General features: G+C 67.8%; 19 protein-coding genes. 12 read left to right on the top strand and 7 right to left on the bottom strand.

Annotation, left to right across the window (positions count from 1 at the left end):
* Positions 1-29 precede the first annotated feature (29 nt).
* Positions 30-881, top strand: coding sequence for a hypothetical protein (locus E6G92_12310; protein ID TMJ20482.1), 852 nt, complete (start codon positions 30-32; stop codon positions 879-881).
* Here the strand turns inward: E6G92_12310 and E6G92_12305 are convergent.
* On the bottom strand, positions 878-1,801 hold the full coding sequence (locus E6G92_12305) for a hypothetical protein (GenBank protein TMJ20481.1): 924 nt from the start codon (positions 1,799-1,801) through the stop codon (positions 878-880). The genes E6G92_12310 and E6G92_12305 overlap by 4 nt on opposite strands.
* Positions 1,802-2,449: 648 nt before the next feature.
* Between E6G92_12305 and E6G92_12300 the strand changes: the two genes are divergently transcribed.
* Positions 2,450-2,641: a hypothetical protein gene (locus E6G92_12300; GenBank protein TMJ20480.1), complete on the top strand. Its 192-nt coding sequence runs from the start codon at positions 2,450-2,452 to the stop codon at positions 2,639-2,641.
* A 1-nt stretch (position 2,642) separates the two neighbouring features.
* On the opposite strand, the gene recF is transcribed toward E6G92_12300, so the two are convergent.
* The gene (recF, locus tag E6G92_12295; GenBank protein TMJ20479.1) at positions 2,643-3,707 is read right to left on the bottom strand and encodes a DNA replication/repair protein RecF; all 1,065 of its coding nucleotides are present in this window, start codon (positions 3,705-3,707) and stop codon (positions 2,643-2,645) included.
* A 65-nt stretch (positions 3,708-3,772) separates the two neighbouring features.
* Here recF and E6G92_12290 point away from each other — a divergent pair, with 65 nt between their 5' ends.
* Positions 3,773-4,942, top strand: coding sequence for a phosphatidylserine/phosphatidylglycerophosphate/cardiolipin synthase family protein (locus E6G92_12290; GenBank protein TMJ20478.1), 1,170 nt, complete (start codon positions 3,773-3,775; stop codon positions 4,940-4,942).
* 223 nt (positions 4,943-5,165) lie between these two features.
* Here the strand turns inward: E6G92_12290 and E6G92_12285 are convergent, their stop codons facing one another.
* Positions 5,166-5,783, bottom strand: a complete 618-nt coding sequence (locus E6G92_12285; protein TMJ20477.1) for a methyltransferase domain-containing protein — start codon at positions 5,781-5,783, stop codon at positions 5,166-5,168.
* 117 nt (positions 5,784-5,900) lie between these two features.
* On the opposite strand from E6G92_12285, the gene E6G92_12280 reads away from it, so the two are divergent.
* Positions 5,901-7,172 carry an MFS transporter gene (locus tag E6G92_12280; GenBank protein ID TMJ20476.1) on the top strand — a complete coding sequence of 424 codons (1,272 nt, stop codon included), beginning with the start codon at positions 5,901-5,903 and terminating at the stop codon, positions 7,170-7,172.
* On the opposite strand, the gene E6G92_12275 is transcribed toward E6G92_12280, so the two are convergent.
* Complete coding sequence (locus E6G92_12275) at positions 7,147-9,450, bottom strand: CDC48 family AAA ATPase (GenBank protein ID TMJ20475.1); 2,304 nt, start codon at positions 9,448-9,450, stop codon at positions 7,147-7,149. The genes E6G92_12280 and E6G92_12275 overlap by 26 nt on opposite strands.
* 333 nt (positions 9,451-9,783) lie before the next feature.
* Here E6G92_12275 and E6G92_12270 point away from each other — a divergent pair, with 333 nt between their 5' ends.
* From E6G92_12270 to E6G92_12255, 4 genes are all read left to right on the top strand, one after another.
* Positions 9,784-10,209, top strand: a complete 426-nt coding sequence (locus tag E6G92_12270) for a GxxExxY protein (protein ID TMJ20474.1) — start codon at positions 9,784-9,786, stop codon at positions 10,207-10,209.
* 784 nt (positions 10,210-10,993) lie between these two features.
* Positions 10,994-11,851, top strand: a complete 858-nt coding sequence (locus E6G92_12265; GenBank protein ID TMJ20823.1) for a LysR family transcriptional regulator — start codon at positions 10,994-10,996, stop codon at positions 11,849-11,851.
* A gap of 648 nt (positions 11,852-12,499) precedes the next feature.
* The gene (locus E6G92_12260) at positions 12,500-13,015 is read left to right on the top strand and encodes a hypothetical protein (protein TMJ20473.1); all 516 of its coding nucleotides are present in this window, start codon (positions 12,500-12,502) and stop codon (positions 13,013-13,015) included.
* 157 nt (positions 13,016-13,172) lie between these two features.
* On the top strand, positions 13,173-14,525 hold the full coding sequence (locus E6G92_12255) for an ATP-binding protein (GenBank protein ID TMJ20472.1): 1,353 nt from the start codon (positions 13,173-13,175) through the stop codon (positions 14,523-14,525).
* On the opposite strand, the gene E6G92_12250 is transcribed toward E6G92_12255, so the two are convergent.
* On the bottom strand, positions 14,522-15,295 hold the full coding sequence (locus tag E6G92_12250) for an SDR family oxidoreductase (GenBank protein TMJ20471.1): 774 nt from the start codon (positions 15,293-15,295) through the stop codon (positions 14,522-14,524). The genes E6G92_12255 and E6G92_12250 overlap by 4 nt on opposite strands.
* A 131-nt stretch (positions 15,296-15,426) precedes the next feature.
* Positions 15,427-15,888, bottom strand: coding sequence for a peptidylprolyl isomerase (locus E6G92_12245; protein TMJ20470.1), 462 nt, complete (start codon positions 15,886-15,888; stop codon positions 15,427-15,429).
* Between the two features lie 99 nt (positions 15,889-15,987).
* Between E6G92_12245 and mgtE the strand changes: the two genes are divergently transcribed.
* Both mgtE and E6G92_12235 read left to right on the top strand, forming a co-directional pair.
* A complete protein-coding gene (mgtE, locus tag E6G92_12240; protein ID TMJ20469.1) occupies positions 15,988-17,406 on the top strand; it encodes a magnesium transporter in 1,419 nt (472 codons plus the stop codon).
* Between the two features lie 25 nt (positions 17,407-17,431).
* Positions 17,432-17,836 (top strand): DUF1489 family protein, encoded by a 405-nt coding sequence (locus E6G92_12235; protein TMJ20468.1) that lies wholly within the window; start codon positions 17,432-17,434, stop codon positions 17,834-17,836.
* A 186-nt stretch (positions 17,837-18,022) separates the two neighbouring features.
* Here the strand turns inward: E6G92_12235 and E6G92_12230 are convergent, their stop codons facing one another.
* A complete protein-coding gene (locus E6G92_12230) occupies positions 18,023-19,084 on the bottom strand; it encodes a hypothetical protein (protein ID TMJ20467.1) in 1,062 nt (353 codons plus the stop codon).
* Positions 19,085-19,149: 65 nt separating this feature from the next.
* Between E6G92_12230 and ribD the strand changes: the two genes are divergently transcribed.
* Entirely contained in the window at positions 19,150-20,127 is a 978-nt protein-coding gene (ribD, locus tag E6G92_12225) for a bifunctional diaminohydroxyphosphoribosylaminopyrimidine deaminase/5-amino-6-(5-phosphoribosylamino)uracil reductase RibD (protein ID TMJ20822.1), read from the top strand.
* Positions 20,128-20,280: 153 nt separating this feature from the next.
* Entirely contained in the window at positions 20,281-20,889 is a 609-nt protein-coding gene (locus E6G92_12220; GenBank protein TMJ20466.1) for a riboflavin synthase, read from the top strand.
* Positions 20,890-20,924 lie beyond the last annotated feature (35 nt).

Genomic DNA, 20,924 nt, shown 5'->3' with positions numbered 1-20,924 from the left:
GAGCTTCACCAAAGGCTTGGCAGGGGGCGATGGCTTTGCGAAACTTGAGGATTTGCCTTGCAGGCGCGCTGGCCGCGGCACTCGGCGGCTGTACCGCGGTGATCGACCAGACCAGCTTCTTCCCGCAAGTTGAAGCGCCGCCGCCCGGCGTCGCGCTGGTAGCGCCGGCCGGCTACGCGATCACGGAGGCAATGCTCGATCTGCCGGACCTCGGTACCATCCATGCTGTCCGGCTCGACAACCCGGCCAGCCAGACGGTGATCGTCTACAGCGGAGGCAATGCCAGCTTCGTCTCCGCTTCGAGCCACCTCGCCGCCGCGCTTGCAGCGGCCACCGGGGCCGATCTCATCTTCTACGATTATCCCGGGCGCGGCGGCACGAACGTGCCCGCTACGATCGATGCGTCGATCGCGACCGGGCCCGCGCTGGTCAGCGAATTGCGCAGGCGCGGGTGGATCGGCGGCGGGGCACTGTTCGCCTACGGTCTCTCGTTCGGCGGCAGCCAGGCAGCGGCGATGGCGCGCGCGGGCGGGTTTGACGGGCTGATCCTGGAAGGCACCGCGGCCGACATCGCCGCGGTGGGCCGCAATTTCGTGCCCGGCATCGCCAAGCCGTTCGTCCGGCTGCACGTCGATCCGGAGCTCCAGCGCTTCGACTTCCTGAGCTACGCCGTATCGGCCGGCGCTCCGATCCTGCTGCTCTCCTCGCGCGGCGACGAGGTGGTCCGCCCGCGCAACATGCAGGCCTTCGCCGAGCAGTTACGGGCGCGTGGCGTCGGCGTGAACATGGTGACGGTCGCGGGCACGCACGGCACGGCGCTTCGCGAGGCCGAGGCGCGCGCGGCGCTCCGCGAATTCGTCGCGGCGCATTCGCGCCGCTAAGCTATCCGACCGCCGCCGACCGTCAGGCGCGTGACGGCGCCGGCCTCTGCGGTCGGCGGCGACTCGTTTGAAAGCAGCCATCTGGCCGGGCAGAAATCAATCAGCAGGGTTGCGCGATGTCCGGGTTGGGCCGGATCCTCCAGCCTCACGCCCTCGAGAAAGTGCCCAACTTTCCGGTCGTCCACAACGAAACCGGCACCCACGTCCTTGAGCGTGAAACGTGCGAGCACGCGCGACGGGGCCAGCTCAGAAGGATGGTGGCCCACTCCGTCGAGCATGGTCACGGCGTTCCACCCCCCGATGACGTTACGAACGTCCAGCATGTGAACAAAGGTTGCGAGCTCGCCATCACGGTGGGTGGTATTGGGCGTGATATTGGACTTTTTTTGCCTGCGGGGCTGAAGCTTCTGGATATGCGCTCCGACCAGATACACGGTGCTCTCGGGCAGCACATCGGCGCGGCGAGCGACTCGCCAGTCCGCTTCGATGAGGGCCCGCAGAACCGGCGAGCGAAAGATAGGTTCGGTTAAGGCCCCGAACTCGCGTACCTTTCCACCCAGTTCGGGCTGAAAATCGGCCCCCTGAACGAAATGGGTAACGATCGCGCCAGCCACGTCGACCTCTCGAGCGACCGGAAGCAGGACGCCGAGAGAGGGTATCCAGAGAAACCGGCCATAGCGGCGCCTGCGTTGGCGCGTCGGATCATCGCGGTCCGCCGGCAGGTCGAGCAATGCGAGCTTCGCAAAACGCTCGAACTCGTCCAGCAGCCAAGGAGGGTATGGCAAGTCCGCCAGAGAATACCGGGCCCAGCCAGAGACCCGAAGACGGTCTTCGAGTCGCCCGTAATTCCCATTGAGTCTCGCTGCGAGATCATTGCTCGGAGCCAAGGCCTCCCGCCCAAATTGGTGCAAGTGTTTCATACCGTCCTTCCCTCCGATCCTGGTGGATCGTGATCGACGGCCGGCGCCCTTGGACCCTTCAAGGGCTTTTCGCCGGGAGGCGGCGGCGCTATGAGTCGCTTGTCAGCCGAGACTCGAAGCGCCGGCTTTGGCCGGCTGTCTTGGTGGAGAGGGGTCACGCCTCCCGGTGTGGCCCCTCTTCGCACGGAAGATCGTTTCGGGTCAAGTGCGCATTGAGAAATTTTGTAGTGAAATCAATCATATACGCTTGGGTCGATTTGTGGGAAAGCATGGCATCGAGCTTTTGTTTTTGACAACCTTCGCGTCCTAACCAGCGGGTTTTGGAACTATCGCCTGTACTCGCCTTGGCAGGCATGATTACGCCCTCTCAGGCCTAAGGCGGTTGACATGAAACTACGTGCACCTAAACCCGCAGGGCTTGCTTAAAACAATTACGATCAATCCTATTCAGTGAAAAATTTCTAAAAATTACGTCGGGGGCCCATGGATAGATTTGGAAGGTGGGGGATCGACCAGTCCCTACGCCGAGACATCCGAATCGTCTTTAAGACGGTCAAGGTTCTGGCTGCGGTGCTGCGCATAACTGAACCAACGTGGACGAAGTTGAAGTCCGAACAGGGCGTCCGATACAATACGGCAATAAACGTGGTGAAGCGCTTTTTCGAAGCGCTCCGGGAATTTAGCGAAGGCGACGAGATGCCTCCCGGCAGTTACGACACTTATGCAAAAGACATGCTCAAGAAATATGAGCAGGATATCGCCCAGCACGGGTTTGAGCGTTTCGTACACCCGATTGAGACGTCGGAAGAGTGCGACACGGAGGAAAGAGAGAGGGGCTGACCTAGTCCGTCCGGCGCGCGATCCCTTCCTCAATTGTAATCCAGCAGCCCGTGTCGTTCAGCCCCCGAAAGAGCGCAATCTCGGTTCCCGTCATCCACACCTGCCCTCCGGCCGCCGCCAGCCGTTCGAACAAAGCCGCGCGGCGGCTCGGATCGAGATGGGCGGCGATCTCGTCGAGGAGGAGGATCGGCCGCCGCCCCGTCCGCGCGGCGACGAGATCGGCATGGGCGAGAATGAGGCCGATCAGGAGCGCCTTTTGCTCGCCGGTCGAGCAGAGCGCGGCCGGCTGGTTCTTGCCGAGATGGGTGACGAGCAGATCGGTGCGGTGCGGGCCCACCAAGGCACGCCCGGCGACCGCATCGCGGCTTCGCCCGGCGGCGAGGGCACCCGCCAGGTCGCCGCTCTCTACGCCCTCGAGCGAAAGGTCCGCCCGCGCGAACGGGCCTTCCGGCGCGGCGGCCAGCCTCTCGGCCAGCGCGCCGACCGTCGCGGCGCGCGCTTCGGCGAGGGCCGTGCCGTGCTCATCCATCCGCGCCTCCAGCGCCGTCAGCCAGGAAGCGTCGGGCCGCTCCTCGGCGAGCAGCTTGTTGCGCGCGCGCATCGCCGCTTCGTAGCGCGCGGCGTTGGCGGCGTGATCGGGACGCAGGGCAAGGACGAGACGGTCGAGGAAGCGCCGACGGCCCCCCGCGGCCTCGGCGAACAGGCGGTCCATCGCCGGGGTCAGCCACAGGACCGAGAGCCGTTCGGACATCGAATTGGCCGAGGCCGGAGCGCCGTTGATGCGCACCTGGCGCCGGTCGGGCGCCTCGGCGGTCGTGCCGGTGCCCAAATCCACCCCTTCGACCCGCGCCGCGACGGCGAAGCCGCCCGCCCCGCCACGCCGCGCCATCTCGGCCAGGGCCGCGCCCCTCAGGCCGCGTCCCGGCGACAGCAGCGAGACCGCCTCCAGCAAGTTGGTCTTGCCCGCGCCATTTTCGCCGGTGAGGATGACGAAGCCCGGCCCCGGGGCGACGAGGGCGTCGGGATAGGAGCGGAAGTCGCTGAGCGTGAGGCGTTCGACGGGCACGCGCCGTTCGTAGAACAAGCTTCGCCGCCTTCCCAGCTTGGCGTCATGCGTCTAGGCAGCGCAGCATGAGCGAGGCGGACCCGAAAATCACTGCGCACGAAGTGGCCGGCAACCGGCTAACCCTGCTCGCGGAAGGCCCGGAGCGTCTCGAGGCGCTGATCGCCCTGATCGACGAGGCCCAGACGTCGCTTCGCCTGCTCTACTACATCTGGTGCGCGGACGAGGCGGGGACGCGGGTGCGCGATGCGCTGGTTCGCGCGGCGCAGCGCGGGGTCGATGTCGCGCTGCTGGTCGACGGCTTCGGCGCCGCGGGAGCCAAGGAGGGCTTCTTCGCGCCGCTCGCCGACGAGGGCGCGCGCTTCTGCCGCTTCGTGCCGCGCTACGGACGGCGCTATCTGCTGCGCAACCACCAGAAGCTGGCCCTGGCCGACAGCCGGCGGGTGATCATCGGCGGCTTCAACATCTCGGACGATTATTTCGGCCTGATCGAGGACGGCGCCTGGCGCGACCTCGGCCTGCTCGTCGAGGGCGACAGCGTCGATTGCCTGGTCGGCTATTTCGAGGCTTTGTTCGCCTGGGCGCTTCGCCCCGAGGCGCGCATGCGCGAGCTTCGCCGGCTGCTGAAGCAAAACAGCGTCACGGAAGGCGCGATGCACTGGCTGTTCGGCGGCCCGACCCGGCGGCTGAGCCCCTGGGCACGGGCCGTCCGGGTGGACATGAAGCGGGCGAGCAAGCTCGACATCATCGCCGGCTATTTCTCGCCCGGCCCGGTGCTGATGCGCCGCACGGGCGACGTCGCCCGGCACGGCGACGTGCGGGTCATCACCCCGGCCAAGACGGATCACCAGGCGAGCGTCGGCGCCGCCCGCCACACTTATTGGGCGCTGCTGAAGCGCGGAGCGCGGATCTTCGAATATGCGGCGACCAAGCTTCACACGAAATTGTTCGTGCTCGACGACGTGGTGCACATCGGCTCGGCCAATTTCGACATGCGAAGCCTGTTCCTGAATCTGGAGATGATGCTTCGCGTGGAGGACGCCGCCTTCGCCGCGGCGATGCGCCGCTACGTCGACGGCGAGGTCGCCAATTCGACCGAGATCACCCTGGAGGAGCATCGCAAGCAGCGCACGTTGCTCAACCGGCTGCGCTGGGCGATCGCTTATTTCGTCGTCGCCATCGCCGATTATCGGATCTCGCAACGGCTGAACTTCGCCGGCGAGAAGCCGCTGGATTAGGGCTCGGGGAAATCAACCCACCTCGCTCATCCCGAGTAGCCCCTTCGACTGCCTGCCAAGGCAGGCGCTCAGGGTAAACTTGCGAGCCTGTCGAAACGGCGTATCGAAGGACGGTCCTTCGATACGGGCCTTCGCGGGCCCCATGAAAGTATTACTTTCATGGGAACCCTCCCAAGCTCAGTCCCTACTCAGGATGAGCGGTAGTGTTGACCGGCTCGGCCGCCTAGGCCTTCCAGCCCCAGAACAGGTGGCAGGGCGGGATGTTGACCCATTCGAAGCCCTTGTCGATCCGGTCGAAATGGGGAGCCATGAAGTCGCGCACCCGGGCCTTGAACTGATAGACGAGGAACGCGCCGCCCGGGCGCAGCGCCTCGTAGGTTTCCTTGGCGATTTTGGGGCCGAGGCCGGCGGGCAGGGTCGAGAAGGGCAGGCCCGAGCAGATGTAATCCGCATGGTCGAAGCCGCAATCGGCGATGATCTGCTGGACGTCGGCGGCCGAGCCATGGACGGGCAGGAGCCGGTTGTCGCGGAACTTGCGGGACAGATAGTCGATGAAATCCGGATTGGTGTCGATCGCCAGCAAGGTCGCATCGGGCGCCATGCGCCGAAGGACATGCTCGGTGAACGTGCCAACGCCGGGGCCATATTCGACGAACAATTTGCAATTCGTCCAATCGACCGGCTCCAGCATCTTGTCGATGGTGGCCCTGGACGAAGGGATGATCGAGCCGACCATGACGGGATGCTTGATGAAGCCCTTGAGGAAATGCCACAGCGGGCCGCCACCGCCTCCGCGCGCAAAGGCGCCGTCACTACGTGCTTCGTTCCAGGATGCCGACATGCTGATTCCAACTTTTTGGGGTAAGGCCATGCGTTGGCAAATCGGGACGCGCTTGGCAAGGCGCAAGGGGCCGTCCCCCTCTGCGGAAATCCCGATCCGGGCGCGAGCCGCGCTGAAATGAACGGCTACGGCCTCTCGCGGGAACGATTCGCCCTGCTCTTTTCGGTGATGCTGGTCGCCGCGGCGGGCAACACGGCGATGCAATCGCTGCTCCCGGCGATCGGGCGCGAATTGGGCGTCGCCGACCTGTGGGTGGCGCTCGCCTTCAGCCTGTCCGCGGTGCTCTGGGTGGTGATGGCGCCGGTCTGGGCGCACCGCGCGGACCGCCGCGGACGGCGCGCGCTGATGCGGCTCGGCCTGATCGGCTTCATCGCCTCCAACCTGATCTGCGGCGGAGCGCTCGCCTTCGGCCTCGCCGGATTGGCCGCGCCGACCCTCGTCTTCGCGGTCTTCATGGCCGGGCGCGGGCTCTACGGCGCGTTCGGATCGGCCTCTCCGCCCGCGGTCCAGGCCTATGTCGCCGCCCGGACCGAGGGCGTGGCGCGGACCAGCGCGCTGGCCAGCCTCGCCTCCTCCTTCGGCCTCGGAACGATCATCGGTCCGGCCATCGCGCCGCTGTTTGTCTTCGCCCCCGCGGGCCTCTCGGGGCCGCTGTTCGTCTTCGCCGGAATCGCTGCCTTGGTCCTGCTGATGCTCGCCCTGAGGCTGCCCGACGACACGCCGCGAAGCGCCGCGCGCGGGCCGATCGTCGGCTATCCGTCGATCGGGGGCGGCGGCGACGGCGCGCAGAGCGAGGATGCCGAGCGGGCGCCACTGCGCTGGCGCGATCCGCGCGTGATGCGCTGGCACATCGTCGGAATCGTCGGCGGGCACGGGCAGGCGGCCCTCCTCGGCGTGATCGGTTTCCTCGTCATCGACCGGCTCGACGTTCCGCTCGCCCATGCCCAGGAATCGATCGCCGTCGTGCTGATGTCGGGGGCGGTCGCCTCTTTGCTCGCGCAATGGGGGCTGATCCCGCGCCTCCGGCTCGAGCCGGGCCAGCTCGTCCTGTGGGGCTCGGCGCTTGCGGCGCTGGGCGCGGCGGTGACCGGCCTCGCCGGCTCGGTCTACGGGATCACGATCGGCTTCGCGCTCGCTTCGCTCGGCTTCGGGCTGTTCCGGCCCGGCTTCACCAGCGGCGCCTCGCTGGCGGTGGAGAGGCACGAGCAGAACGCGGTCGCCGGAATGGTCACCTCGGTCAACGGCCTCGCTTACATTGCCGGTGCGCCGCTTGCGGTCGCGCTCTACCAGGGGGCCGCGGTGGCGCCCTTCGCCGCCGTCGCCGCGCTGATGCTGGGGCTTGCCGCCTGGTCGGCCGCGAAGCTCAGGACTTCGAACCCCGCGGCGTGAGCATTCCCGGCTGGACGAAGCCGATTCCGCTCGAGGCGCCGCGCGCGTCCTGCTTCAGGCTGGCCTGGATCTGCTCATACTCGCGCTCCATCTCCGGAGTCACCGAGGCCCGGGTCTCGCCGAGCGCGCGCTCGAACGCGGCCATCGTCACCTCGCTCGCCTCGATCGAGCCGCGAAGCGCGAACAGGCCGGCGCGGCGCACGAGATCCTCGAGGTCCGCGCCGGTGAACCGCTCGCTGCGCTCGGCCATCTCGTCGAGGTCGACATCCTTGGCGAGCGGCATCCCCTTGGTGTGGATGGACAGGATGTGCCGCCGGCCCTCGGCATCGGGCACCGGAACGTAGATCAGCTCGTCGAACCGGCCCGGGCGGAGCAAGGCCGGATCGATCAGGTTCGGCCTGTTTGTGGCGCCGATGACTACTACGGATTGGAGTTCTTCCAGGCCGTCCATCTCGGCGAGGATGGTGTTGACGACGCGCTCGGTGACGTGGGGCTCGCCGAGGCCGCCGCCGCGCGCCGGGACCAGCGAATCCAGCTCGTCGATGAAGATCACCGTCGGAGCGACCTGGCGGGCGCGGGCGAAGAGGCGTGCGATCTGCTGCTCGCTCTCGCCATACCATTTGGAGAGCAGATCGGACGACTTGGTGGCGATGAAATTGGCCTCCGCCTCGCGCGCCGTCGCCTTGGCCAGCAGGGTCTTGCCGGTGCCGGGCGGGCCGTAGAGCAGAAAGCCCTTGGCCGGGCGGATTCCGAGCCGGCGGAAGGCGTCCGGGTGGCGAAGCGGAAGCTCGACGCCCTCGCGAAGCCGCTCGCGGGCGTCGTCGACCCCGCCGATATCCTCCCAGCCGATGTTCGGCGCCTGGACCATCACCTCGCGCATCGCCGAAGGCTGGACCCGCTTCAGCGCCTCCTCGAAATCCTTGCGCGTGACCGAGAGCGTGTCGAGCACCTCGGGCGGGATCGTCCCGGCGCCGTCGGAAAGATCGAGCATCGGCATGATCCGCCGCACCGCCTCGATCGCCGCCTCGCGCACCAGAGCGGCGAGATCGGCGCCGACGAAGCCGTAGGTCTGCTTGGCGAGGCCGGCGACGTCGACCCCCTCGGCGAGCGGCATTCCGCGGGTGTGGATTCCGAGGATCTCGCGCCGCCCGTTCTCGTCGGGAACGCCGATCACGATCTCGCGGTCGAAGCGGCCGGGACGGCGAAGCGCCTCGTCGATCGCCTCGGGCCGGTTGGTCGCGGCGATGACGACCAGGTTCTGCCGCGGCTCGAGGCCGTCGAGCAGGGTCAGGAGCTGGGCGACGAGGCGCTTTTCGGTCTCGCCCTGGACCTGGCCGCGCTTGGGCGCGATCGAATCGATCTCGTCGATGAAGATGATCGAGGGCGCGGCGCCGGCCGCCTCCTCGAACAATTCGCGAAGGCGCTTCTCGCTCTCGCCATAAGCCGAGCCCATGATCTCAGGGCCGGCGATGTGGAAGAAGTTGGCGTCGCTCTCGTTGGCGACGGCGCGGGCGAGCCGCGTCTTGCCGGTGCCCGGGGGGCCGTGGAGAAGCACGCCCTTGGGCGGATCGACCCCGAGCCGCTCGAATATCTCCGGGTAGCGCAACGGGAGCTCGACCATCTCGCGAAGCTGGTCGATCGTCGTTCCGATGCCGCCGAGATCGTCATAGGTGACGTCGGCTCGGCGCTTCTCCTTGGCCTCGGTATATTCGGGCCGGAGCTCGATCTCGGTATTGGCGTCGATATGGACGATGCCCTTGGGCACGGTCGAGACGACGACGAGGCGGATCTCCTGGAGCGCGAAGGCCGGGGCGGAGAGCATCTGGCGAAGCTCGGGCGGGATGTCGCCGCGCGGCATCTGCTGCTGGCCGTGGGTGGCGACGACGTCGCCGGCGGTGACCGGCTTCATCCCGAAGCTTCGCTTCAGCGCGTGGGCCGAGCCGTGAAGCCGCAGATTCTTCTGCGCGGGGGCGAAGACGACCCGGGTGGCGGGCTTGGATTCGGCCTTGCGGATCTCGACGAAATCGCCGGCGCCGAGCTCCGCATTGGCGCGCTGGAGGCCGTCGAGGCGGATGATCTCCAGCCCTTCGTCCTCGGGATAGGGGCCGACCGCGCGCGCCGGAGTGGAGCGCTTGCCGACCAGCTCGATCACGTCGCCCTCGGCGAGGCCCATCTCGGCCATCAGCGAGCGCGGCAGCCGGGCGATGCCGCGCCCCGAATCCTCGGGCCGCATCGTCGCCACCTGAAGGCGCCGCACCCTGCGTTCGTCGTCGGCCATCGGCTCACATCTCCAGGAACGAAGCGCCCCACATAGGACCGGCCAACGGATCGGCCAACGCAAGGTTCAAAAAAGTTGGGGGGCGGAAGGAGCGGGAGCCGATTCCCGGCGGCGGCGGTGTGCAGGCGCCGATTTGACTCACGCAAAGACGCAAAGGCGCAAAGAGACCGAGCGGATGGGGACATCCGCCATTACTATCCAGCATCGGCGCCGAGCCGCTGGGGCCTTCGGCCCCAATTTTCTTCTTTGCGGCTTTGCGTCTTTGCGTGAGATAATTCAGACTTCGAAGGAGGCACGGAAGCGGCAGGTTCATTCAACTGAAAGGGGAAATGGATGGATGTCGAGAGGCTGGCGACGATTGCCGTCGATTGCGGGTTCAAGGTTCACGAGCGGCTGGGGCCGGGTCTGCTCGAATCCGTTTACGAGGCCGTGCTCGCGCATAACCTGATCCAGCGCGGGCTTGTCGTCGAGCGCCAGAAGCCGGTTCCGATCCGGCTGGACGGCATCATTCTCGACGAAGGATTTCGTGCCGACCTTCTGGTCGAGGGGGCGCTGCTGATCGAGCTCAAGTCGGTCGAGCGCACGGCCCCGGTGCATGCCAAGCAGGTGCTGACCTATTTGCGATTGATGGACCTGCCGCTGGGCTTGCTGATGAACTTCGGGGCAGCGACTTTCCGCGAGGGGGTCAGGCGCGTAGCGAACAATCACGATGCGCCTGAGGCGCCGCGCCTTCGTGCGGAGCATATTCCCGGCGCCTGAGCGGCTCGGGCTCGGATTTTATCTCACGCAAAGACGCAAAGGCGCAAAGGGGCTGAGCGGGTCTCGATCGGCGGCCACTGCTGCCGGTCTGCGTATAAAGCATTTCGGGCCTTCGGCCCCTTTCCCTTCTTTGCGGCTTTGCGGCTTTGCGTGAGCCTTTGCGGCGGCCGTGACGGCGAGGAGCATATTCCCGGCGCCTGAGCGGCTCGGGCGCGGGATGTCTCACGCAAAGACGCGAAGGCGCAAAGGGGCCGAGCGGGTCTCTATCGGCAGCGACTGCTGCCAGCCGCCCTAAGCCTTCCGGCCTTCCGCCCGTTTTCTCTTCTTCGCGGCTTTGCGGCCCTTCGACGTCGCTCAGGACAGGCTTTGCGTGAGACCTTGCGGCCGCCGGCCCGAGGGAAGGCGTAGGCGCGACAGCCGGCTGGTCACCGAAGGGCCGTCACGGCACCATTGTGCCGTGACGTCAGTCCTGTCGCCCGTGGGCGCAGGCTGGCCGGCCGGGTCCGGCTCTTCGCCCAAGGGCGGCGCCGCTGCGCGGCGGCGCTTTAGGCTCGGCGGACCTCGGCTAAAAAAAGGGCCGGCGCGGTGGCCGACCCTGGAAAGTTTTTAGGAGAGGATGCCTGAAAGGCAGGGTCTTTTTTGCGCTTGCGCAGGTTTTGTGCAAGTGCGAAGACGGCCTCTACAGGTGCAGAAACTGCACGCAGCGAGTGACGCATTTGCGTCACAAATGAGAGGTCGCCGAAATGTGCGGCGCACAAATAGCAGGCCAAGCGTCATGAAGCGGCTGCCGGCGCTGACGGCGGTCGAGGCGTTCGTCGAGACGGCGCGGCTGGGGTCGGTCAAGGCCGCGGCGGAGGCGCTGGCGCTGTCCTCGCCGGCGCTGTCCCGGCGAATCCAGTCGCTCGAGCGGCACGTCGGCCGGCCGCTGTTCGAGCGGCGCCACCAGGCGGTCGCGCTCAACGACGACGGCGCGCAATTGCTGGCCGAGATCGGGCCGGCGATCGACGCGCTCGGCAAGGCGGTGGAGCGCGCCGCCGGCCACGCCGAGATCATGCGCCTGAAGCTCGCCGTGCTTCCGCTGTTCGCCTCCTACCGGCTGATGCCGCGGCTGGGCGCGCTGAGGGCGCTCCATCCCGAGCTGCACATCGACATCGACACGCGCGGCCACGCTCTGGCCCGGCTCGACGAAGGGCTCGACGCGGCGATCGTCCTCGCCCGCGCGGTCGAGCCGCCGCTCTACAGCATGAAGCTCGGCGCCAACCGGGTGGTGGCGATCGCCGGCGAGGCGCTTGCGCACCTCAGGCACCCCGCCGAGATCGCCGGAGCGACGATCCTGCTCCACCGCGATTTGCCCGACGCGTTCGATTACTGGCGCGAGGCGATGGGGCTGCCGGACCTCGCGCCGGCGGCGATCGACCATTTCGATTCCGGCCAGCTGATCCTCGACGCCGCCGCCCAGGGGCTCGGAATCGCCTTCATGTTCGAGATGCACCTGGAGGGTGCCCACGACCCGCGCCTCCACCGCCTGTTCGACGCCGCGGTGGAGAGCCCCTATTCCTACTGGTTCGCCTGTAGGAAGGCGGCGCTGGGGCGGCGGCCAGTGCGGGTGTTCCACGATTGGCTGGTTGGGGAATTGGGGTAGGCCTTCCTCGTGCATTCTTCCCCGGCGCTTGAGCGGTTCGGGCGTGGATTGTCTCACGCAAAGACGCGAAGGCGCAAAGAGGCTGAGCAAGCTCCGGCCGAAGGCCATTGCTGTCCGTCTCCGTAGGTGGCCATACGGCCTTAGGCCTTTAATTTTCTTCTTTGCGGCTTCGCGGCTTTGCGTGAGATTCAAAGCGGCCGGCGAGGAGCTTCTGAATTAGGCGGATTGGGCGCCGAGGCGGGGCCGAAAATATTTTTGCGCGGAGAAAAATCGGGTTTCTGTCGGATTTCAAATCCAACAAATTTGCGGGCAAGCGATTGAGGGCACTGGCGGATTCCGATATTTTGTAGGACGTTGATTTCATTGACTTTTGTGGTTGACAGAGTGACTCTGCCGTGGCATGATTCAGTCATCGTGGAGACGTGCGAGTCGCGCCCGGGGGCGGCGATTCTCCCGAGCTAAGCCGACAGGAAAGACGGATCGACCCCCGACGGGAGTCGTCCACGGCTCCGGCCTTCGCCGGAGCGCGATGAGGGATCCACCCCCCGACGGGGTTGTCCACGGCTCCGGCCTTCGCCGGAGCGCGATGAGGGATTGGGCCGCAGGCAGGTTTGCCGGCGGCCTTTTTGTTGTCCGAAGGAGAGCGGGATGAATGAGGATGAAGGTGAAGAGATCGTGCCCAATTGCAACCGCAAGCTGCAGAAGCGGCGCAAACGGCACCAGATATTCGGAGTGCGGGCGCGGACGGTGTTTCTCGAGCATCTGGCGGCGACCTGCAACGTGCAGGAATCGACCAAGGCGGCGCGTGTGGCGGTGAGCACCGTCTACGCCAACCGGATGCGCGACGCCGGCTTTCGCGCCGATTGGGACGCGGCGCTGGAGCAGGGCTATGCGCGGCTGGAGGCGGCTCTGATCGAGCGGGCGGCGCGCGGGGCGGAGCGGATCGAGATCAGCGGCGACGCGATCGTGGAGGGGGCGGACGCCCCCGGCGAGATCGACTGGGAAAAGGGGATGGAGCTGCTGCGCCACCACCAGCGCGGCCTGGCGGGGTTCAACGTGCCCAAGCGGAATGTGCCGAAGCGGGTGGAGATCGAGGAGGTGACGGCGAAGCTGATCCGCAAGCTGAAGGCGATCGGAGTGCGGGTGGAGGGGGACGAGGCCTAGGTCCCGGTCCGGGCCTGAAAACCCTCTCCTTTGGGGAGAGGGTAGGGTGGGGGGTTCGGGCGTTTGCGGAAGTCTCCGACTCGGAACCCCCTCACCCCAACCCTCTCCCCACGGGAGAGGGAGCCAGGCAGCGCATTGACCATATCGAGGTTGAAAGATGAAACAGGATGGACGCGCGCTTCGCCGCTGGCTGGCGGCGGCGGGGCGGCAGCTCGACGAGGCGGCGCTGGAGCGGGTGATCCGCAGCCTCAGCCCGGGCGAGCGGATGACGATGAACGAGGATTGGGGCCTTTGGGCGCATGGCGGGCAGCGCGAGCCGGCGGGCGAGTGGCGGGTGTGGACGATCCGGGCCGGTCGCAGCTTCGGCAAGACCCGGGCCGGGGCCGAATGGGTGCTGGCGCGGGCGCGCGAGCATCCCGACGCGCGGATCGCGCTCGTCGCCGCGACGATGGACGAAGCGGTGAAGGTGATGGTCCGCGGCGACAGCGGGCTGATCGCCTCGGCCCGGGCCGACGAGGAATTGCGCTGGGTGGCGAGCCAGCGGATGCTGCTGTTTCCCTCGGGCGCCCGGGCCTTCGCCTATTCCGCCTGCTCGCCCGACTCGCTGCGCGGGCCGCAGCACCATTTCGCCTGGTGCGACGAGCTGGCGAAATGGACCAAGGCGGACGAGACCTGGGACAATCTGATGCTCGGGCTTCGGCTGGGCGAGCGCCCGCGCACGGTGGTGACGACGACGCCGCGGGCGATTCCCCTGGTCAAGCGGATCGCCGCCATGGAGCGGGCCGAGACGACCTTTGGCCGGACCTGCGACAATGTGCATTCGGCCGCAGACTATCGGCAGGCGATGGTAGAGATGTACGGCGGGACCAGGCTCGGGCGGCAGGAGCTGGACGGCGAGCTGATCGAGGATTTCGAAGGGGCGCTGTGGACCCGGGCGATGATCGAGAGGGGACGGGTGCAAATGGGGACAGTTGCCGGCAACTGTCCCCGAATCGTGATCGGGGTCGATCCGCCCGCTTCGGCGGAAGGCGTATGCGGGATCGTGGTGTGCGGGCTTGGCCGCGACGGGACAGGCCCCTCGGCTTCGCTCGGGACAGGCTATGTGCTGGCCGATTGCAGCGCCGGGGGGCTTTCGCCGGACGGCTGGGCGAAGGCGGTGGCCGGCGCGGCGAAGGCCTGGGGCGCCGATCGGGTGGTGGCCGAGGCGAACAATGGCGGAAAGATGATCGAAAGCGTGCTGAGGGCAGCGGATACCGGGCTGCCGCTGCGGCTGGTTCACGCCGCCGAGGGCAAGACGGCGCGCGCCGAGCCGGTCGCGGCCCTGTTCGAAGCCGGCAAGGCGAAGTTCGCCGGAGCCTTTCCGGCGCTGGAGGACCAATTGTGCGGTCTCTTGATCGGCGGCGGCTATGCCGGGCCGGGGCGGTCTCCCGACAGGGCCGACGCGATGGTCTGGGCGATGACCGAATTGATGCTGCGGCGCGTCCGCGAACCGAGCATAAGGTTTCTCTAGACCTTAATCCGCCCGACGATCCGCCGCATCATCGCGCGGGGGAGCAGGCGGCTCATCTGGCTGGTGATCTTGTTGGGCAGGCCGGGAACGACGATCGCCTTGCCTTTGGCGAGGCCGGCGAGGCCGGCGCGGACGACCGGGGCGGCGGGGACCTTCATCCGCTCGAGCGTCGGGCTGCGCGAGTTGGCGACCTCGGAAAACTCGCTCTCGGTCGGGCCCGGGCAGAGGCAGGTGACCCGGACCGGCGTGTCCTCGAGCTCGTGGTGGAGCGCTTCCGTGAAGGACAGGACATAGGCCTTGCTGGCGTAATAGACGGCCATGTTGGGCCCGGGCTGGAAGGCCGCGGTCGAGGCGACGTTGAGGATCGCGCCGCTCCCCCGCTCCAGCATGGCCGGGAGGACGAGCCGGCAGAGCTCGGTCAGAGCGCGGACGTTGAGATCGATCATCTCGCTCTGGCGCCCGGGCGGCAAAGCGGCGACCTTGCCGGCGAGGCCGAAGCCGGCATTGTTGATCAGGGTGGAGACGGTGAGGCCTTCCGCGGCCATTTCGGCGAGCAGGCCGGCGGCGGCGCCTTCGCGGGCGAGATCCGCCTCGAAGATGTGGACCTCGCCGCCGATCTCCCTGGCCAGCGCCTCCATCCGGTCGCGGCGGCGGGCGGCGAGAGCGAGCGGCTCGCCTTTGGCGGCAAGCTGGCGGGCGAATTCCGCGCCGAGACCGGCCGAAGCGCCGGTGACGAGCGTGACGAGGCGGCTCATTGCCTTGGTCGACATTTCCATGCTCCCTCTCCGATGGGCAGAGGGTTGGGGTGAGGGGTTACAGAGTCAACGAATAACCGCTTGCGCCGAACACCCTCACCCTACGCCCTCCCTGAGGGGGAGGGAAAAAGGGGTGGCTCCCGGACCTAATCCCTAAGGCTGGCCTTGACGATCTTGCCCGGATTGCGCGGCGGCTCGCCCTTGGGCAGGGCGTCGACATGCTCCATGCCCTCGGTCACCTCGCCCCAGACGGTGTACTGGCCGTCGAGGAAGCCGCAATCGTCGAGGCAGAGGAAGAACTGGCTGTTGGCGCTGTTGGGATTGTTCGAGCGGGCCATCGAGGCCGTGCCGCGCACGTGCGGCTCGCGGCTGAACTCGGCGGGCAGATCGGGCTTGTCGGAGCCGCCCATGCCCGATCCGGTGGGATCGCCGCCCTGGGCCATGAAGCCGTCGATCACGCGGTGGAAGATCACGCCGTCGTAAAAGCCTTCCTCGACCAGCTCCCTGATCCGATCGACATGCTGCGGGGCGAGATCGGGGCGCAGGCGGATGACGACGTCTCCGCCGGAATCGAGGCTGAGGACGAGATTGTTCTTCTCTTCGGACATAGGGAACTCCTTCGCGCCGCCGCTTAGGCTCCACGTATCGACAGGGCAAGCGCGCCAGCCTAGGAAGCGGCGGGATCAAGCCAAGCGAAGGAGGGCGAGATGAGCGACAGCGACCTCGATACCTCCGCCCCGGAGACGGCCGCCCCACCCGAAAGCCGCCACGACGCGGACGACCGGCTGCGGCCCGAATTCGTCCGCGAGGTGATGGAGCGGGTCGAGGCGGGCGATTCCGAACGCGCCCGCGAGCTGGTCGCGGCGCTCCACCCGGCCGACGTCGCCGACCTGTTCGAGCTGGTCGACAGCGGCGACCGGCGCGCGCTCGCCGCCTCGATCGCCGACGAGCTCGACGGCGACGTGCTCGCCGAGATGAACGACTGGGTGCGCGAGGAACTGCTCGACGCGCTGGAGCCTCACCAGGTCGCCGAGATCGCCGGCGAGCTCGAGACCGACGACGCGGTCGCGATCATCGAGGACATGGAGGAGGAGGAGCAGCGCGCCGTTCTTCGCGCGCTCGACCCCGACGACCGGGCGGCGATCGAGGAAGCGCTGTCCTACCCGGAGGAAACCGCGGGCCGCCTGATGCGGCGCGACACCGTCGCCGTGCCCGAGCATTGGACGGTCGGCCAGGTGATCGATTTCCTTCGCGCGGGCGACGAGATGGCGACCGACTTCTGGGAGGTGTTCGTCGTCGATCCGGCGCACCGGCCGGTCGGCACCTGCCTGCTTTCCTGGATCCTGAGGACTCCGCGGCGGATCGCGGTCGCCGACGTGATGAAGCGCGAGCAGACGCTGATCCCGGTCGACATGGACCAGGAGGAGGTCGCTCTGCGCTTCCAGAAATACGCCCTGATCTCGGCGGCGGTGGTCGATTCGGGCGGTCGGCTGGTGGGCATGATCACCGCCGACGACGTCGTCCACATCGTCCAGGAGGAAGCGAGCGAGGACGCGCTGCTGCTGTCCGGCGCCGGCGTCGAGGGCGACATCAACGAGCCGGTGGCCGACAGCTACAAGGCGCGGGTGCGCTGGCTGATCGCCAATCTCGGCACCGCTTTGGTGGCCTCGATCATCATCAGCATGTTCGAGGGGGCGATCGCCCGGATGGTGGCGCTGGCGACGCTGATGCCGATCGTCGCGGGCGTCGGCGGCAATGCCGGGACCCAGACGCTCGCCGTCACCGTCCGGGCGCTGGCGACCAACCAGCTGACGCAATCCAACCGCTGGCGCGCAGTGTGGCGCGAGCTTCGGGTCGCTCTGCTCAACGGCGCGACCATCGCCGTGGTGATCGGCGTGGGCGTCTCGCTCGTCTTCGCCAATCCGGCGCTCGGCGGGGTGATCGCGGCGGCGATGATGACCAACATCGTCATCGCGGGGCTGGCCGGCGTGCTCGTTCCGCTGACCCTCGAACGGGCCGGCGCCGACCCCGCCGTCGCCTCGTCGGTGTTCGTGACTATGACCACGGATTCGATGGGCTTCCTCGTCTTCCTGGGCCTCGCCGTCGCCACCGGCCTTGCGGGCTAAGTGCCTGAACATTAAGGGCCGACACATGCCCAGCCTCAATTTGTCCAAGGTCGCGGTCCGCTGCACCGGCTTCGACGCGCTCGACAAACGCATGCGCTCGCGCGCGACCGGCGGAACGGTGGCGATCGTGACCCGCTTCATGCCCAAGCGGGCGGACGAGCTGACCGGTGGATCGCTCTACTGGATCGTGAGGCACCGCCTGATCGGGCGCCAGGCGATCCTCGGCTTCGGCACCGCCTCGGACGGGCGGGCGATCATCCGGCTCGACGCGGACCTGGTCCGGGTCCGCGCGGCCTCGAAGCGCGCGCACCAGGGCTGGCGCTATCTCGAAGCGGCCGACGTGCCGGCGGATCTGGAGGGCGAGCCGGACGGGATCGACGCGCTGCCGCCGCGCCTGCTCGGCAAGCTGACGGGGCTGGCGCTGGTCTAGGGGCGGTACTCAATGAGCCCGGGCGGTTTCGTTTAGTTACAGAGTCATCCCGGCGGAAGCCGGGACCCATGAGCTCGGCATTGCCCCCAGAAGCTCCGGACTTTGCGACACTTCTCACTCGTCGGTGTGCATGGGTCCCGGCTTCCGCCGGGATGACTCCATTTGACGATCACGGCCATTGCCCAGCTATCGGTGCAGGCCCTCGCCGCCGCAGGCGACGACGTCGGGGGTCATGCCGCGGATCGTGCAATCCGGACGGCCGAGCACGTGGATCTCGCCGAGGCCGTTCGAGGTCACCGCCGCCGGGCCGTTGACGGTGAGCGTGATCGCCCCGCTATTGGTGGAGACGACCGAGGCGCGCGAGGCGCGCAGGGCGCCGGCGGCGATCTCGCCGGTTCCCTGGAAGTTGCCGGTCAGGGCCCGGGTCGCCCCGGAAATGTCGAGGCCGCCCGAACCGAGCAAAGCGAGCGAGAGATTCTCGACGTCGAGCCCGGCGGCGCGGAGCGAGCCGCTGCCTTCGACGCTGAGCTCGAGGTTCATTCCCCGCGCGCCTTCGAGCGCAAGCTGGGTCGGGCCGATGATCCGCGCCGAGCGAAGGCTTCGCGCGGCGAGCTCGATATGGACGACTCCGCCGGCGGCGACCGGGGTTCCGGCCGCGGCGGTGCGGTTGCGGCGGATGCGCAGCATCTGGCCCTGCTGGTCGAGCGCGAGCAGATCGAGCGCCTGGCGGCTACCGGTCGCGGTCGCCGCGGTCGCCCGGCCGACGACGATGTGGACGACATAGGGGCCCTCGACGATCACCCGGTCGAAATCGGTCAGCGGGTAATGCCGCTCGTCGGCGAGGGCCGGCGACGCGGCGCCGACAGCGAGGAGGAGGGCGAGGGCTATCCTTTTCATGAGGCGGGATGATGCGCCGAAATGGTTAAGGGTCAAGCACTGGCGCACCGGGGGCCTGTCCACTATCTTCGCGCGATGCCGCTTCCCCGCCCCGCATCCCCCCGCGCGCTCTGGTCCGACCTCCGGAATTTCTTCACCGACAAGCCGCGCCACAGCTGGATCGCGGCGGCGCTGGCGGTCGGGATTGCGAGCGGGATCGTGCTCGTCTTCTATCTCGATTCGAAGACCCTGGGGGAGACTCGCGAGCAGGTGATGTTCATCGATTCCTGGCCCGCCAACCGCACCGACGCCGAAATCGTGGCCAAGCAGAAGGCCGACAAGGCGGAGCGCGACGCGGCGATCGAGGAGCATCGCCGCCAGCTCCAGCGGCTCGACGAGAATCTCAACCGGTTGGGCATTTGAGCGACGAGCGCTGGATGGAAGCGGCGGTCGCGCTAGGCGACCGCGGGCGCGGACGGACGGCGCCCAATCCCAATGTCGGCTGCGTGATCGTCAAGGACGAGGTGGTGATCGGGCGCGGCTGGACCCAGCCCGGCGGCCGCCCCCACGCCGAGGCGATGGCGCTGGAACAGGCGGGGGACTCGGCCGAAGGCGCAACCGTCTATATCACGCTCGAGCCCTGCGCCCACCGCAGCGAACGCGGGCCGGCATGCTCGGAGCTGCTGGCCGCGGCCGCGCCGGCGCGGGTGGTGATCGCGCTGGGCGACCCCGATCCCCGAACGAACGGTGCCGGGATCGCCCGGCTTCGGGAGGCGGGCATCGCGGTCGAGACCGGCCCGGGCGCGGAGGAGGCCGGGCGATCGATGGCCGGCTTCCTGACGCGACTGCGCCTCGGCCGCCCCTACGTGACCCTGAAGCTCGCCATGTCGATCGACGGCAGGATCGCTCTGCCCTCGGGCGAGAGCAAGTGGATCACCGGCGAGGACGCTCGGGCGCACGTCCACCTCGAACGGGCGCGCAGCGACATGATCCTGGTCGGGCGCGGCACCTACGAGGCGGACGCGCCGAAGCTCGACGTTCGGCTGCCGGGGCTGGAGGATCGCTCGCCGCGCCGCGCCCTGCTCACGCGCGGCGACGCCGTGGAGGGCTGGAGCCGGATCGGCGCGCCGGAGGAGATTTACGGCCTGAGCGACGTCAACGACCTGCTGGTCGAGGGCGGATCGGCGACCGCGACCGCCTTCCTCGCCGCCGATCTGGTCGACCGCCTGCTGGTCTACCGCGCGCCGATCCTGATCGGCGAGGGCAAATCGTCGGTCGGCTATCTCGGCCTGGAGGCGATCGCCGACGCTCACGAGCGCTGGCGGATGACCGATTCGCGCCAGCTTGGCAGCGACCGGCTCGAAGTCTACGAGCGGCTCAGGGAAAAGCATGCCAAGCCCGCTCATCCTGAGTAGGGACTGAGCCTGGGAGGGTTCCCATGAAAGTATTACTTTCATGGGGCCCGCGAAGGCCCGTATCGAAGGACCATCACTGTGCGTCCTTCGAGACGCCGTTTCGACAAGCTCAACGGCTCCTCAGGATGAGCGGAAAGGGAGCAGACGCGACGAATGTTCACCGGGATCGTCACCGACGTCGGCCGGATCGAGGCGGTCGAGGCGCGCGGGGACCTGAGCGTCAGGATCGCCTGCGGCTACGACACGAGCGCCATCGATCTCGGCGCGTCGATCGCCTGCTCGGGCGTCTGCCTGACGGTGGTCGGCAAGGGAGAGGGCTGGTTCGCGGTCGACGTTTCGGCCGAGACCCGGAGCCGCACCGCCTCCGGCATGTGGGCCGAGGGCACAAGGCTCAACCTCGAGCGCGCGCTGAAGGTCGGCGACGAGCTTGGCGGCCATATCGTCACCGGCCATGTCGACGCCGTCGGCGAGGTGACATCGGCCGATCCATCGGGCGATTCGCTGCAGATCGCGATCGCCGCCCCCGCATCGCTCGCCCCCTACATCGCGGCCAAGGGGTCGATCGCGCTCGACGGGGTGTCGCTGACGGTCAACGAGGTCAGCACGCGGCGCGACGGCAGCGTCGCGTTCGGCGTGAACATCATCCCGCACACGGCGCAGCAGACCAGCTTCGGCAGCGTCGGCGTGGGCCGGCAGATCAATATCGAGATCGACATTCTCGCCCGCTATCTCGGCAGGATGATGGAAGCGCGCAACGCATAATGTGATTTCATATTGGCTGATCACATTGCAGTGTG

Source organism: Alphaproteobacteria bacterium (genome assembly GCA_005883305.1).
In the GTDB taxonomy this organism is placed as follows: domain Bacteria; phylum Pseudomonadota; class Alphaproteobacteria; order Sphingomonadales; family Sphingomonadaceae; genus Allosphingosinicella.
The sequence above is the reverse complement of the archived record's forward strand: the minus strand, read 5'-3'. Positions and strand labels throughout refer to the sequence as shown.

What these genes read in the sequence shown, in the direction of transcription:
- E6G92_12275 (TMJ20475.1), bottom strand. Translation starts at nt 9,450, where the DNA reads ATGGCCGACGACGAACGCAGGGTGCGGCGCCTTCAGGTGGCGACGATG.
- ribD (TMJ20822.1), top strand. Translation starts at nt 19,150, where the DNA reads ATGGAAGCGGCGGTCGCGCTAGGCGACCGCGGGCGCGGACGGACGGCG.
- E6G92_12260 (TMJ20473.1), top strand. Translation starts at nt 12,500, where the DNA reads ATGAATGAGGATGAAGGTGAAGAGATCGTGCCCAATTGCAACCGCAAG.
- E6G92_12250 (TMJ20471.1), bottom strand. Translation starts at nt 15,295, where the DNA reads ATGTCGACCAAGGCAATGAGCCGCCTCGTCACGCTCGTCACCGGCGCT.
- E6G92_12220 (TMJ20466.1), top strand. Translation starts at nt 20,281, where the DNA reads ATGTTCACCGGGATCGTCACCGACGTCGGCCGGATCGAGGCGGTCGAG.
- E6G92_12290 (TMJ20478.1), top strand. Translation starts at nt 3,773, where the DNA reads ATGAGCGAGGCGGACCCGAAAATCACTGCGCACGAAGTGGCCGGCAAC.
- E6G92_12235 (TMJ20468.1), top strand. Translation starts at nt 17,432, where the DNA reads ATGCCCAGCCTCAATTTGTCCAAGGTCGCGGTCCGCTGCACCGGCTTC.
- E6G92_12245 (TMJ20470.1), bottom strand. Translation starts at nt 15,888, where the DNA reads ATGTCCGAAGAGAAGAACAATCTCGTCCTCAGCCTCGATTCCGGCGGA.
- E6G92_12230 (TMJ20467.1), bottom strand. Translation starts at nt 19,084, where the DNA reads ATGCTCCTCGATCGCCGCGTCGCGCTCCGCCTTGTCGGCCTTCTGCTT.
- E6G92_12280 (TMJ20476.1), top strand. Translation starts at nt 5,901, where the DNA reads ATGAACGGCTACGGCCTCTCGCGGGAACGATTCGCCCTGCTCTTTTCG.
- E6G92_12270 (TMJ20474.1), top strand. Translation starts at nt 9,784, where the DNA reads ATGGATGTCGAGAGGCTGGCGACGATTGCCGTCGATTGCGGGTTCAAG.
- E6G92_12310 (TMJ20482.1), top strand. Translation starts at nt 30, where the DNA reads ATGGCTTTGCGAAACTTGAGGATTTGCCTTGCAGGCGCGCTGGCCGCG.
- E6G92_12255 (TMJ20472.1), top strand. Translation starts at nt 13,173, where the DNA reads ATGAAACAGGATGGACGCGCGCTTCGCCGCTGGCTGGCGGCGGCGGGG.
- mgtE (TMJ20469.1), top strand. Translation starts at nt 15,988, where the DNA reads ATGAGCGACAGCGACCTCGATACCTCCGCCCCGGAGACGGCCGCCCCA.
- E6G92_12305 (TMJ20481.1), bottom strand. Translation starts at nt 1,801, where the DNA reads ATGAAACACTTGCACCAATTTGGGCGGGAGGCCTTGGCTCCGAGCAAT.
- E6G92_12285 (TMJ20477.1), bottom strand. Translation starts at nt 5,783, where the DNA reads ATGTCGGCATCCTGGAACGAAGCACGTAGTGACGGCGCCTTTGCGCGC.